The sequence below is a fragment of the Nostoc sp. DedQUE09 genome (assembly GCF_034530915.1).
Taxonomy (GTDB): domain Bacteria; phylum Cyanobacteriota; class Cyanobacteriia; order Cyanobacteriales; family Nostocaceae; genus Nostoc.
Window position 1 is genome coordinate 1 of sequence record NZ_JAVRCE010000070.1, and the last position, 13307, is coordinate 13307.

Here is a 13307-nt window from a genome sequence, read left to right on the forward strand (position 1 = left end):
TACTTAATTTTGTAACGCTCACAATATCTATTTTGACAACGGCGAATTTTCAACAAATGACTTCTTTCATCTGTCATCGAATTTTAGATTTTGATATTGATTCATAGTTTAGTAGGACGCGATTATAGAAATTAGCCCTATGCACCACCAAGATTTGCGGTGCATTACGAGAACAGCAATAATACACCCTACAAAACTGTTCCTCGTTCCCTTTACCCTAATTACAAATTAGGGTAAATACTCCAGCCATCAAGAAAATTAAAAAGTTGCGTTTTCTAGATACTGTTAGCATAATGTATTGTGAATTTTTTCCGGCTTAATGTTCATTGCAAATGCTCAGGGCTTAATTTCTGCCGGGAGGATGGCATCATATTCTTCAGGAGTAAGTGTTACATCCTTGACATTAATCTTTTTAGTGATGAATTTTTGCTTATAGAACAAGTCAGATATCTCTTGCTGTCCTGCTATAACCTTATCGGTAATCGGTCTAATGCCAAAACGCCGACGCTTGACTATTGTTTCTAAGGTTGGTAAATCAAGCTTGGTATCACGCCCGACAATTTCGGCAACTTCTCGCGTATTTGCTTTAGACCATTTGCCTAATTTGTGGACTTCTTCAAGGAGAATTTTTATTACTTCAGGGTTCTCTTTCACAAAGCTACGTGCAGCTATCCAATAACCTCCTTGGGTTGAAAGTCCTTTAGCATTACGAATAATCCGAACTTTTTCCGTTTTCTGAAATATAGCCAGGTGGGGATCACCTAGCACAGCTGCATCAATGCTTTTACGCGATAATGCTGCACGAGTTTCTGGTGCTATCAGATTGAGATGTTTGACATCTTTTAGCTCTAGTCCTCCTTCTTGTAAAGCTTTAACCACAAAGTATTGACTAGCAGTAGCTCTTTGGAAGGCAATTCCCTTACCTTTTAAATCAGCTATAGTTTTGATGGGGGAGTCTTCCCGTACTACGATCGCCGAACCTTCACCAGTACCCGGTATAGTATTAGCAAGAAGAACAAAAGGAATACCAGTGGCTTGGGCAAATATGGGTGGAGTTTCACCAACAGCACCGACATCCAAACTACCCACATTTATTGCTTCTAAAAGCTGTGGCCCAGCTGTAAATTGCGCCCACTGCACTTGAATACCCAAGGGATTCAAGCGTTTCTCTAAAACTTGTCTACTTTTGGTGATATCCGCAGCAGTAAAATAGCCAATTCTTAACACTTTTGTCTTAATGCCACTAGGAGCTGCAACTGCTGCCTTCTCTCGTGTATCTGGTGCTTTACAACTTACTAAAGTTGTGGAAAGAGTAAATACTCCAGCTACTAATAAAATTAGAAAGTTGCGTTTTCTAGATATTGCTACCATGATGTATTACCAATTTTCTGGGGTTTAAAATACAGGCTTTAATTAAAAAACTGATTTTGGAATGATGTAAAAGTTGAAGACGGGAAATTTTTTATTTTGCGGTTAGACTCTGTTTACTAACTTTCTTATCTAAAAAATCTACTGTAAGTCAGTCTACTTACAGTAGATTACGATTGCACGGACTTTACCACAAGCTAATTTAAAAATCAAGTAGCGAGGATGACGGTACTATTGATGCAAGTGGTAAAAAGAAAGAAACAATAGGTGTGATACTAGCGATCGCAGTTTACACCAGACTAGTTTGGAAGAAGCGATTAGCAGGGCGCGCGAGACCGAGATTTTCACGCAGCGTTGTACCCTCATACTCTTTGCGGAAAATCCCACGACGTTGGAGTTCTGGCACAACCTTGTCAACGAAATCGTTCAATCCTTCAGGAAGAAAAGGGAACATGATGTTGAAGCCATCAGAGCCTTCCTCAAACAGCCATTTTTCCATCTCATCGGCGATGGTTTGGGGTGTGCCCACAAAAGCCAACCCGCCGTAACTGCCAACGCGTTGAGCTAGTTGTCGAATAGTCAAGTTCTCACGTTGCGCTAAAGCTATTACTCTTTCTCGTGAAGAGTGACCAGCGTTAGTCAGTGGGATTTCTGGCAAGGGACCATCGGGATCAAAACCCGAAACATCGTAGCCAAGGGCACTATTGAGGCTAGCGATCCCACTGTCATAATGTACTAGGCTGTCTAAATACACACGCTTGGCCTGTGCCTCAGCGAGGGTTTCCCCCACAACGACTAAAGCACCGGGAAGGATTTTTATGCTGTCTGGGTCACGTCCGATCGACTGCGCCCGTCCTTTGATGTCTGCAAATAAAGCTTTGCCGGCTTCCAAATTACCAGCAGGTGCAAACACAGCCTCGGCGGTTTCGGCAGCTAATTGCCGTCCGGCTTCGGATGCGCCCGCTTGAACGATTACCGGCCAGCCTTGGACAGGTCTGGCGATGTTCAATGGCCCTCGCACCGAGAGATATTTTCCCTGATGATTCAGAACGTGAAGCTTTTCGGGGTCGAAATAAATCCCTGCTTCTACGTCCCGAATAAACGCATCGTCAGCAAAGGAATCCCAAAGACCCGTGACAACATCATAAAATTCTCTAGCCCGCCGATAGCGTTCATCATGCTCTATCTCTTCTTCTAATCCAAAGTTGAGCGCTGCGTCTGGATTGGCTGTGGTGACGATGTTCCAGCCAGCGCGACCGCCACTAATATGGTCGAGAGACGCGAAGCGACGAGCGATGTGGTAAGGCTGGTCATAGGTCGTGGAAGCAGTGGCTACCAGCCCGATGTGTTCGGTGACGCTGGCGAGGGCAGAAAGTAGGGTGAAAGGTTCAAAGGATGTGACAGTATGGCTGCGCTTCAGTGCGTTGATTGGCATATTCAGCACCGCTAAGTGGTCAGCCATGAAGAATGCGTCAAACTTGCCTTGCTCTAGTTTCTGGATGAATTGTTTTAATGCCGGGAAATTGAAATTAGCGTCAGGCAAAGCGCCAGGATAGCGCCAAGCGCCTGTATGTATGCTTACCGGGCGCATGAAAGCACCTAGTTTTAATTGCTTCGATTTGCTCATTAGTCCTCCGTATCAAGTTTAAAATTAACTTGAACCGTATTGAATTAATTGCACCAGATGTTTATTGCTTAATTTTGGATTTTAGATGTCTCTAAAATCCAAAATCTAAAATTATTACAGTTGCCGCACTAATGGCTGACCATCTTTGACTTCACCAATTAAAACTAAATCGACACAGTTAACAAAGATGCCATTTTCCAGAACGCCAGGAATGTTATTCAATGTCTTTTCTAGGCTGACTGGATCTTCAATAGAGTCAAATCTGACATCTAAGACAAAGTTCCCTTGGTCAGTGATTACTGGCCCAGCTTTTTTTACACCCATACGGAGTTCTGGTTTGCCACCGAGTTTTTTGATGGCATTGGTAACAGGAGTAATTGCCATTGGAATCACTTCCACAGGCACAGCGAAACTAGAACCTAAGCGGTCTACTAACTTGCCACTGTCTACTACGACGATGAACTGTTCTGCTAGGTAGTCTACGACTTTTTCGCGGGTATGTGCTGCACCACCGCCTTTAATCAAATTCTTCTGCGGATCGACTTCATCTGCGCCATCAATGGCAATATCAATGTGGTCAATAGCATCTAAGGTGGCGAGAGGGACACCATACTGCTTCGCCAGCACTTCTGACTGAAAGGAGGTAGGTATACCAATGATATCTTTGAGTTCACCAGACTTGAGGCGATCGCCCAAAAACTGAATCGTATATGCTGTAGTTGACCCCGTACCCAACCCGACAATGGAACCCGACTTTACTAGGGCGGCGGCGGCTTTGCCAACTTCTTGCTTCATCAACTTTACGGGATCTGCTGCTGTCATTCCCAAAACTCCTGAAAAACTGACTATAGTCCATAGTAGTGGGCGGATAACGCCAAAACATCAAAGGTAAAAAACAAGTTTTTGCTGATTTCTACTCTCTTGATGATGGAAACCAGCTAACGCACTACGTAGCGGGAGCAACATTGCCTAGCCCAAATCCGTCATTAATTAACTGAGATTAAATTTTGCGTTAACCTCAATAACGTAGTTTTTTTAATTCACGTTAGTAGTTAAAAGTGCTTATCATGATGCGTCAGCTTTCAATTACTCTCTCTTTAATGGCACTCCTGCAAAGCTTGCCAGCAATTGCTCAAATACCAGAATCTACTTCTGAAATACCAGCTGATTCCATTCAACAGGTAACTGCTGTCAAATGGATGACAAACTTTCCTGATGGTAGATTTTATCCAGAAAGGTTACTGAGTCGGGCAGAATTAGCTTCGATTATGGTAAAAGCATTTCGCCTAGATAAAAGAGAAGCTGTTACCAAAGAAAATTTAACTATTCCAGATGTTCCTCGTTCTTATTGGGCATTTAATGATATACAGACAGTTCTAAAAACTGACATCATGAAAGGCTATCGAGGCAATGAATTCTTCCCTAATCAAAAGGTAACAAGGGCAGAAGCGCTGGCTATTTTCGCTCAGGCTTATGGTGTATTTCAATTTCCTGATGCCGCTGTGAATGAGATTCTGGCTTCACATCCAGATGAAAAGTCTATCCCAACTTGGGCTAGAAAAGCGATCGCTACAGTGGCTACTGAGGGATTTCTAAATACAGATCCTCAAGGCAATATTTCTCCATTAAAACCCGTAACCCGTGGGGATATGGCTTATGTATTGAGTAAATATTTGCAACGACAACAGCAACAACCCGAAACACCAGAAGTTCCGATAATTCCAAATAGCCCACAATCACCTTAACTAGACTTTATCCAGCCAACGTACTCAAAATCAGTTTTGGCCAGGATTCCTATACCTGTCTCGAAGTTGACGAAGATATACGGAATTAGACTGTGTTGGTTGCTGCAACACATTATTCCCATAATTAGTTTGTGGTAGTTGGGTCGGTTGCTGCAAGCTATTATTCCCATAATTAGTTTGTGGTAGCTGGGTCGGTTGCTGCAAGCCATAATTCCCATAATTAGTTTGTGGTAGTTGGGTCGGTTGCTGCAAGCCATAATTCCCATAGGTAGTTTGTGGTAATTGGGTCGGTTGCTGCAAGCCATAATTCCCATACCCTACAGGGTTTGTGGGTGTGACAACACTTTGACTTGGACTCTGGCTAGAGTAAGGTACAGTATTACTTGGTGCTGCATTAGGCACTACTTGACCGTTATTTAAATTAGTGTAGGTATTGTAGGGATTTTGCGGTAAGTTCGTACCCGTAGTTAACCCATTATTAGGCACTACTTGACCATTATTTAAATTACTGTAGGGATTTTGTGGTGAGTTCGTACCTGTTGACGTGTTGCCTGTCCCAGCAGTTACTCCAGTGTTTGGTAGAGAATTCTGATTGGTTAAGCTATTGATGGGTGGCATTAAGGTTGTTCCTGGAGTGGAGACTTGCCCTAAAGCATTTGTCTGAGTTGCAGTGTTACTACTGAAGCTAGACAATTTCTGGTTTGTCGATTGATTAAGCGCTGCTTGCAAAGGGTTGATAGAGAGAGAATTTTGATTCTTATTAGTTTGATTAGTGAATCCAACACCCAGACTAGAAGATGTTTGGTCTGCCCCTGTTGGTTCAGACACCGTATTAAAGGTTTTAAGACCTAGAAACGGGTTACTACTATCAACTGTTCCAGTACGCAATAAATTGTCTGCTTGTTGGACAAAGGGATTTTTCGCGGGTGGGGAGGTGTCGCCGTTAACACCTAAGCCAGGATTTAATTTGGTATTATTAGCAGACTTTTGTTTGTTAATTACATCATCTAATGAGCCTTTGGTCTTTTTTGCGTCAGTCTTTTCTTCAGGCGCATTTGCGTTTAATGAGAGAGTTGCTTGCTCAAAGTCATTAAATAAAACTGGTAGGTTATCAATATCTGCTGCAATAGCTTTGTTTTCTTCAGACAGGGAGGAATCAGCAGACTTTTGTAAAACGACTGGTTTTTTTTGCTTATAAACGAAAATATCTGGGTTTGACCAGTATTCCCAGGTTGCTAGCCCAACTACAGATAAAAAAATCGCAGTTCCCCAAAAACCAGGCCGCCCTAGATTCCATAACCTGGCTTTGAGATAGCGTAAGTAGGCGGGAGGATAATGACGATGTGGCATGGGATTTGGTTGGTAAGTGAGATTTACTATAAATTGGTAGAATTTGACAGAAGAGGCATTGCTGTTTGATGCTTTTATTGCCTGGGAAGGAAACGTCTCAACTAAAGTTCGATTGTGATTTCATCGTAACTTCTCAAGAAATTATTAGTCATTAGTAAGTCAAAAATTAACTAATGACTATTTTAAACTAAACGGTTTAGGCTAAAAAGTAATTTATTTTGAGAATTTTAGCTGCGATCGCCCCAGTTTCCATTTTTGTTACCTTGATTTTCTACAGGATTAGCCGACAGATTAGCAGAGGTGCCATCTCTGCGGTGGCTGGTCGAAGCTCCAAGCTTCGTCCGATGCTGTCTTTTTTCCTACACCCTATACCCCACATCCCACACCCAACTTCATGACCGCTAATGACTAAAGCGCTCGCCAAGTCTATTTTTTATACCTGATAAAACTTGATTTATCAGGTATAACTGTACAGACGGGCGATGACGCTCTTTGAACTCCTTCTTTGAATTATGATATACAAACTCCCTCAACAAAGGCTGTTGAGATGGATTGCATTGTTCTTAATTGGAACATTTTTGCAATTTTTGTTTTACATCCCGACACCAGTCTTATCTCAAAATTCCAATAGCTGTAGCAATATTACAACCCCGCTTACATCTGAAGAACAAACTTATGCTCGTGCGTCTTGGCAGTATTTTGTCAAAAATTATCAGCCAGCAACGGGATTTACCAATTCTACTGGGGGTTATCCTTCAGGTACACTCTGGGATATGGGTAACTACCTGATGGCATTGAATGCTGCACGATGGTTGAATCTTACCGATCAAGCAGACTTTGATTCCCGCCTCAATAAGTTTTTGACGACTCTTAGCAGTCTGAAGTTATTTGAAGATGCCTTGCCCAATAAAGTCTATAATGCAGCCACAGGACAGATGGTTGATTATGGCAACAATCCACTAGAGCGAGGTATTGGTTGGTCTGCTTTGGATGTTGGGCGAATACTGGCTGCGTTTGATGTCATCCGTACCTGTCATCCTCAATATAATGACTGGCTCAAAGGAATTGTCGCAAAGTGGCAGGTGGCGCGATCGCTCAAAGATGGACAACTTTTTGGCGCTACTGTTCTTCCTGACAACAAAACCTTACTAGTGCAAGAAGGACGACTCGGCTACGAAGAATACGGCGCTAGGGGTTATCAACTTTGGGGTTTCTCAGCACCCAAAGCTATTGCTTTAGAACCGTTTAAGTTAGTTGAAATTAACGGTGTGCAAATCCCTGTTGATAGCCGTGACTTTCAAAGCACCAATGCTAATAATTACGTTGTGAGTGAGTCTTATATCCTTGATGGGATTGAATTTGGCTTGCAAGGTGAATTAGCTGAATTTGCTGCCAGGGTTTTAGATGTACAAAAACGGCGTTTTGATACCACAGGTCAATTAACTGCGGTAACAGAAGATAATATCGACCAAGCACCCTATTTTCTCTACAACACCGTTTACGCCAACGGTACAAACTGGGCAACTATTACCGATGCCAATCAACCTTATCCACAGTTTCGCAGCCTCAGTACAAAAGCTGCTTTTGGCTGGCGCTATCTGTTTCCAGAGAATGCTTATGCCCAAAAAGTTTTTGATGCAGTCAAGGATCTCCGCAGTCCTGATGATAACGGTTACTATGCTGGGATCTATGAAGAATCAAAACAACCCAACAAAGCTTTGACAGGTAATACTAATGGGTTAATTTTGGAGATTTTATACTACAAAGCTAGGGGAAATCAACCGTTAATTGCTTCCACTTCTGCGAGTGTGTCTACTAACAAGCCTAGTGAAAATGCTTCTTCAACAACACCCTCAAATCAACCTAATACTACAGGCAATCCCAGTGAAAATGCCTCTGGTGCAACACCTGCAAATCAACCGAATTCTACTGTTACGACTCCAACTGCAACCCCTGCGGATACTTCTAAACCTACAGAAGTAGCTGTTGCACCTATTCCACCAGTGGATAGTCCCCAGCCATCATCTAACCTGAAACTAGATCGATCGCTAACGCCTATTGAACGGCGCTATGCAGATGCGGCTTGGCGATACTTTCAAGCAAATTATCACGCCAAGAGTGGGCTAATAGACGATCGCAGTGATTTCAAAGGTGCAACCCTCTGGGGATTGGGAGATTATCTCGCAGCACTCCATGCAGCGCGATCGCTCGATACAATTACTCCCAAAGAATTTGACCAGCGCACCCGCCATCTCTTAGCAGCCTTGACAAAGTTACCGTTATTTGCTGGAGAATTGCCGAGTCGGAGTTATGATAGCAGAACTCTCCAACCAGTCGATTATGGTGGTAATCCAGTTCCCGAAGGCAACGGTTGGTCAGCTTTAGATTTGGGTAGAATGCTGGCAGCGCTTTACAACTTAAAAAGCTGTCATCCAGAATACACGGCTGCTGTAGATAAAATTGTCCTGGATTGGTCATACTTGCGTGTGGTGCGCGAAGGTATTCTTTCTAGTGCCACCGTTACCAAAGAGCAAGATGGGCGATATCTCACCCGCGTTAACCCTGAAACCCGTTTGGGTTATGAAGAATATGCCGCTCGTGCTTTTCAATTATGGGGGTTTAATCTTGATCGTTCTGCTGTTGGGGGTGAATATCAAACTGCCTCAGTGGAGGGATTGAAAGTCCCAATTCAACGCCATCGCACAGATACTAATTCCAAAAACCAATACACAGTTAGCAATCCTTTTGTACTCTATGGATTGGAGTTTGGATTAGATCCAAAAATGCGATCGCTCTTTGAGCCAATTTTCCAAGCACAAGCTGAACGTTACCGTCGCACCGGCACCCTCACAGCCTCAGCCACCACCTTAATCGATCGTAAACCTTACACTGTCCACAGTACAATTACTGGACAAGGGGAGTCTTGGGTAGCTTTAGGAGATGATGGTCAACCAGTACCAAAGGGGCGATTGGTAAGTACAGCAGTAGCTTTTGCCTATAATGCCCTGCTTCCAGACAATAAGTATAGTCAACAGTTACAGGAAGGAACGACTGACTTATATAATCCACTAATTGGATTTTATGAGGGCTTCTATGAAACTACTGGCAAAACAGCAGTTGGTTTCACCACCAGCACCAACAGTATGATTTTGCAATCCTTGCTATACAATGTGACAAATCGACAACCCTTAATTCGTCCGATTACCACTATGAAATCTCTTTGGTGGCAGACAGTTACCAAGGGAAATTCTGGGCGAGGTCTACCAAACAGTGCCACACAACAAACCAAGTTAACTTCTGATAGTTCTGGAAGTTACTGGGTTTCAAGTGGTGAAAATACTCACCTAGTAACTGGCACAAAATAACATAACCGGAACCCTGATTTTCAGATAGGGGCAATTCATAAAATATTGGTGTAAACTTAAGCTCAAACGCTTATCCCACAAGCGTTTTACCCCCCTTATCAAGGCTACGGTGTACACACAAGTCGAATTACCCCCCTCAATCCCCCCGATGTATTGGGGGGAAGCCGGAAATCGAGTTCCCTCCCCAATACATACGGGGAGGGTTAGGGTAGGGTAACGCAGATCGTGATGGGAAGCCAGAGAACTGAATATCACGTTTTGACAAGGGTTTTACGTTAAGTTGACACCAATGTTCATAAAATTGCCCATACAGTAGACCTCTTGCAAAAATATATTTTTGCACTCTTAGGGAAAAGGAAAAAGGTTAAAGGGAAAGGATTTTGAGTTTCTTTACCCTTTTCCCCTGCCCCTTATCCCCTTCAGGGGCCCCACCTTCCCCTTTACCCCGACAAATGCCAAGAAGTCTAGTGTGTAGTTTTGCATAAGTCCTAGTAATACCAAAATCCTTGTAGAGACGTAGCAGTGCTATGTCTCTACATCCAGATTCATAACTCAAATCAGCAACACCAATTTTGGTTTGGTTGAGCAAAGGTTGTTAATCGCAAATTTAACTAGGGAATACTTATTTTGATGAGGATGCAGATACATTAACTATTGGTACAAAGATGACTTCAGTTTCTCTAACAAACTTTCCTGGTAACAGCCGCTCATTACTCAAAAAAAGAACGCTGTTATTTCGTTATTTAGCAGAAATCAATTTAATTTTTGGTATTTGGTATTTGCAATGGCGCATCACCCATTCGATCAATTTTGATGCCCTCTGGATTTCTATTCCTTTGCTGATAGCAGAGATTTACAGCTATTTCGGTGGCGTAATGTTTGTAATTGGGTTATGGCGACCTTTAGTTAGACAAGTTAAATCTCTCGACCAGATGACCCCACCCATACCCAGAGCCGACTGGCCAACAGTGGATGTGTTTATAACCTGCTATAATGAGCCGCCGGAAATTGTCGAAGAAACTGCCAAAGCTGCTCTGGCAATGGATTATCCGCCAATCAAGTTACGCGTTTATGTGCTAGATGATGGGAACTCGGCTGATATGCGAGCGATGACAGAGAGATTGTGTATTGAAGATTTGCAGTCAGCACAATTACAGCTAGAAGCGGAACGGATTGATGCAGAACATTCTGGTTTGTTGGAACGCTTGAAGCAACTGGAAAATCTGACATCTAATACTCAAGCTGCCGAACAATGGCTGCAAACATCAGAATCAGTGGTGAACCAGCCTGCGGCTGGATTTGTACAAAGTTTGCGATCGCTGATTCTTTGGCTACCTCCGACTCATCAAAATATTCGCGATCGCTTAATTACCGAACGGAAAGCCTTAGAAGAAGCGATTCGTAAAAAAGAACTAGAACTAGTTGAACTCGCTCGTTTTCGCTACATTGCTCGTCCCAAAACGCCTGGTGTAGCGCATCATGCGAAAGCCGGCAACATCAATTACGCAATTTTTTCTGGAGAAACGGCAGGAAATTTTATTGTTACTCTAGATGCTGACCACATTCCCAAGCGAAATTTTCTCAAGCGAGTTCTGCCTTATTTCTATACCTATAATCTTTCAACAGGAAAATACGACCAGAATCAAATTGCTTTTGTACAGACCCGCCAGGATTTTTACAATATTCCTCCAGGCGATCCTTTTGGACATCGAGCAAATTTATTTTATGGGCCACTTCAACAAGGTAAAGATGGCATGAACGCTGCGTTCTATACTGGCACAAATGCGATCCTCAGACGTGAAGCATTAGTTAGTGTAGGACTGCAAAATTTTGCTGATGAATTTGCCAAAGATAAAAAACGTTTAGATGAATTTGATTTAGTTGGTGGGGTATCCAGTAATAGCATTACGGAAGATATGAATACAGCCATGCGTCTGCATAGTGCTGGCTGGAAATCTATTTATCACAATGAACTTTTGGCAGAAGGTTTAGCCCCAGACGATCTCAGTTCTACTCTTAAGCAGCGGCTACGCTGGGCACAAGGAACTATTCAAGTGCTAGTGAGGGAAAATCCATTGACAAAATCAGGGCTAACCTTTTGGCAAAGGTTGCAGTATTTTAAGACAATGTATAGTTACTTTTCTGGTTTTGCAACTCTGGTTTTTATTTCTTGTCCAATTATCTATTTTTTTACGGATATTGTTCCAGTTAGAAGCTACGGCCCTGACTTTGCTGTACACTTTTTCCCAGCTTTTATTATTAACCGTCTAACTTTCCTTGCAGCTACCTGGGGCATTCCAGCTAGAGAAGTTTGGCGCTCCGAACAATATGCGATCGCTTTATTTCCTTTATTAATCCAAGCTGTATGGAGTGTGTTCACAGGACAAAAACTCAATTTTCAAGTCACACCTAAACAACGACAATCTGGGATTTATCTCCGGCTTGTTTGGCCACAGTTGCTTGTTTTTATCCTTACCATCTTGGGGATGTTATGGAGCCTTTATCAATTCGCAATTGGTCATTTAAATAATCCTGAAGTTCACCTGCTTAATGGTGCATGGGCTATCTATAATTTATTACTTTTGTGGGCTATTATCGGTGCATCTGTTTGGCAGCCTCCAAAAGAGGTTTAAGAGGTAAATAGGAGGAGTGAGCAGAGGCAACAAGGAGAATAACTACTAACTTATAAATCCAGTCTAGAAAGAAAACAGCTATGAACACTTATTCAGACTCAAAAAACTTTGGTCAGCGAACTGTCTTAACAATTTATGCTCATGCTGATGATGAAGTTCTACCTGCTGCTGGTACTCTCAGTCTGATGTCCAAGGCTGGATGGAATGTTCGTTGCTTAATTTTGACTGATGGTGGTCTTTCGAGTTCGCCTGTTAAGGGTACACGTCATCAAGAAGCAGATGCGGCTGGTAAAATCATCGGTGCAACTTACGAGTTTCATGCTCTTGAGGAGTGTAATTTCTCAACACAAGCAGTGATTAAAGTTACTGAAGAAGCTCTTGGGCGTTGGCAACCGGATCTGATTATTACTCACGCACCACAACCTGAAAAATATGGACATAGAGATCATGAAGTGTGTGCGATCGCAGTTTCTAATGTTGCTACCCGCAAAAATATACCCTTGTGGTATTCAGCACCACCTGTTTTTTTGCGGGGTTTTGAACCCAACTTTTTTGTGGATATTACGTCTGTAATTGAAGAAAAAGTTGCAGCTATAGGTTGTTATGAATCGGAGTTAAATAAAGCATTTATGCAACTTGATGCCATACTTGTTCTGTCTCGCTTTTGGGCACGAGAGTTAGGTCAAAAAGATGGTTATTTTGAAGCTTTTGAAATTTCTCGGCAGTGGGTTGATGCAAGCTTTTTTACGGCGATCGCAAATAATACTAATCAGCAAGTAGTAAAACAAAGCTAATTGCAAACTTTATCTATTGCGGTTTACATTAAGTCAATGCCAAAATATAACCACATAGTTTCCAAGCCAAATAATCGGAAAATAAAACCATGAATTTGAATGTAAAAGTACTAGAATTATCTGGGATTTTAGATGGCATTAGAGGTAATCAACTACGTCGTGAAGTTAGCGATATTCTGGCAGATGGAGCCGATATTTTGTTGCTTGATATGAAAGAAGTAAAGTTTATTGATAGCTCTGGCTTAGGTGCTTTAGTATCAGCAATGCAAATGGCACGAACTTCTAATGCTAAACTGTTTGTTTGTTCTATAAGTGATCAAGTCAGGATGTTATTTGAACTGACTAAAATGGATAGAATTTTTCAAACCTTTGCCGACCAAGATGAATTTAATCGTCAAGTATTGGCAATACAATAAGGAAGGTAT

9 protein-coding genes are annotated in these 13307 nt (G+C 42.3%); 5 read left to right on the plus strand and 4 right to left on the minus strand.

Annotated elements, in window-relative coordinates:
- Nucleotides 1-336: 336 nt before the first annotated feature.
- The 3 genes from RMY27_RS29715 to rpiA form a co-directional block, all read right to left on the minus strand.
- Nucleotides 337-1371, minus strand: a complete 1035-nt coding sequence (locus tag RMY27_RS29715) for an aliphatic sulfonate ABC transporter substrate-binding protein (protein WP_322668429.1) — start codon at nt 1369-1371, stop codon at nt 337-339.
- Nucleotides 1372-1657: 286 nt separating this feature from the next.
- Complete coding sequence (locus RMY27_RS29720; RefSeq protein WP_322668430.1) at nt 1658-2995, minus strand: LLM class flavin-dependent oxidoreductase; 1338 nt, start codon at nt 2993-2995, stop codon at nt 1658-1660.
- A gap of 114 nt (nt 2996-3109) precedes the next feature.
- Nucleotides 3110-3817, minus strand: a complete 708-nt coding sequence (gene rpiA / locus RMY27_RS29725; protein WP_322668431.1) for a ribose-5-phosphate isomerase RpiA — start codon at nt 3815-3817, stop codon at nt 3110-3112.
- Between the two features lie 248 nt (nt 3818-4065).
- Here rpiA and RMY27_RS29730 point away from each other — a divergent pair, with 248 nt between their 5' ends.
- Nucleotides 4066-4740 carry an S-layer homology domain-containing protein gene (locus RMY27_RS29730; RefSeq protein ID WP_322668456.1) on the plus strand — a complete coding sequence of 225 codons (675 nt, stop codon included), beginning with the start codon at nt 4066-4068 and terminating at the stop codon, nt 4738-4740.
- A gap of 30 nt (nt 4741-4770) precedes the next feature.
- On the opposite strand, the gene RMY27_RS29735 is transcribed toward RMY27_RS29730, so the two are convergent.
- Entirely contained in the window at nt 4771-6090 is a 1320-nt protein-coding gene (locus tag RMY27_RS29735) for a hypothetical protein (protein ID WP_322668432.1), read from the minus strand.
- Nucleotides 6091-6602: 512 nt separating this feature from the next.
- Between RMY27_RS29735 and RMY27_RS29740 the strand changes: the two genes are divergently transcribed.
- The 4 genes from RMY27_RS29740 (at nt 6603) to RMY27_RS29755 (ending at nt 13298) form a co-directional block, all read left to right on the plus strand.
- The gene (locus tag RMY27_RS29740; RefSeq protein WP_322668433.1) at nt 6603-9455 is read left to right on the plus strand and encodes a DUF3131 domain-containing protein; all 2853 of its coding nucleotides are present in this window, start codon (nt 6603-6605) and stop codon (nt 9453-9455) included.
- Between the two features lie 665 nt (nt 9456-10120).
- Nucleotides 10121-12088 (plus strand): glycosyltransferase, encoded by a 1968-nt coding sequence (locus RMY27_RS29745; RefSeq protein WP_322668434.1) that lies wholly within the window; start codon nt 10121-10123, stop codon nt 12086-12088.
- 80 nt (nt 12089-12168) lie between these two features.
- Nucleotides 12169-12882, plus strand: coding sequence for a PIG-L deacetylase family protein (locus tag RMY27_RS29750; protein ID WP_322668435.1), 714 nt, complete (start codon nt 12169-12171; stop codon nt 12880-12882).
- 89 nt (nt 12883-12971) lie between these two features.
- Nucleotides 12972-13298, plus strand: a complete 327-nt coding sequence (locus RMY27_RS29755; RefSeq protein WP_322668436.1) for an STAS domain-containing protein — start codon at nt 12972-12974, stop codon at nt 13296-13298.
- Nucleotides 13299-13307: the final 9 nt, after the last annotated feature.

Coding starts and splice junctions, on each gene's coding strand:
- RMY27_RS29730 (WP_322668456.1), top strand. CDS start 4,066: ATGCGTCAGCTTTCAATTACTCTCTCTTTAATGGCACTCCTGCAAAGC.
- RMY27_RS29750 (WP_322668435.1), top strand. CDS start 12,169: ATGAACACTTATTCAGACTCAAAAAACTTTGGTCAGCGAACTGTCTTA.
- RMY27_RS29715 (WP_322668429.1), bottom strand. CDS start 1,371: ATGGTAGCAATATCTAGAAAACGCAACTTTCTAATTTTATTAGTAGCT.
- RMY27_RS29735 (WP_322668432.1), bottom strand. CDS start 6,090: ATGCCACATCGTCATTATCCTCCCGCCTACTTACGCTATCTCAAAGCC.
- RMY27_RS29755 (WP_322668436.1), top strand. CDS start 12,972: ATGAATTTGAATGTAAAAGTACTAGAATTATCTGGGATTTTAGATGGC.
- RMY27_RS29740 (WP_322668433.1), top strand. CDS start 6,603: ATGATATACAAACTCCCTCAACAAAGGCTGTTGAGATGGATTGCATTG.
- RMY27_RS29720 (WP_322668430.1), bottom strand. CDS start 2,995: ATGAGCAAATCGAAGCAATTAAAACTAGGTGCTTTCATGCGCCCGGTA.
- rpiA (WP_322668431.1), bottom strand. CDS start 3,817: ATGACAGCAGCAGATCCCGTAAAGTTGATGAAGCAAGAAGTTGGCAAA.
- RMY27_RS29745 (WP_322668434.1), top strand. CDS start 10,121: ATGACTTCAGTTTCTCTAACAAACTTTCCTGGTAACAGCCGCTCATTA.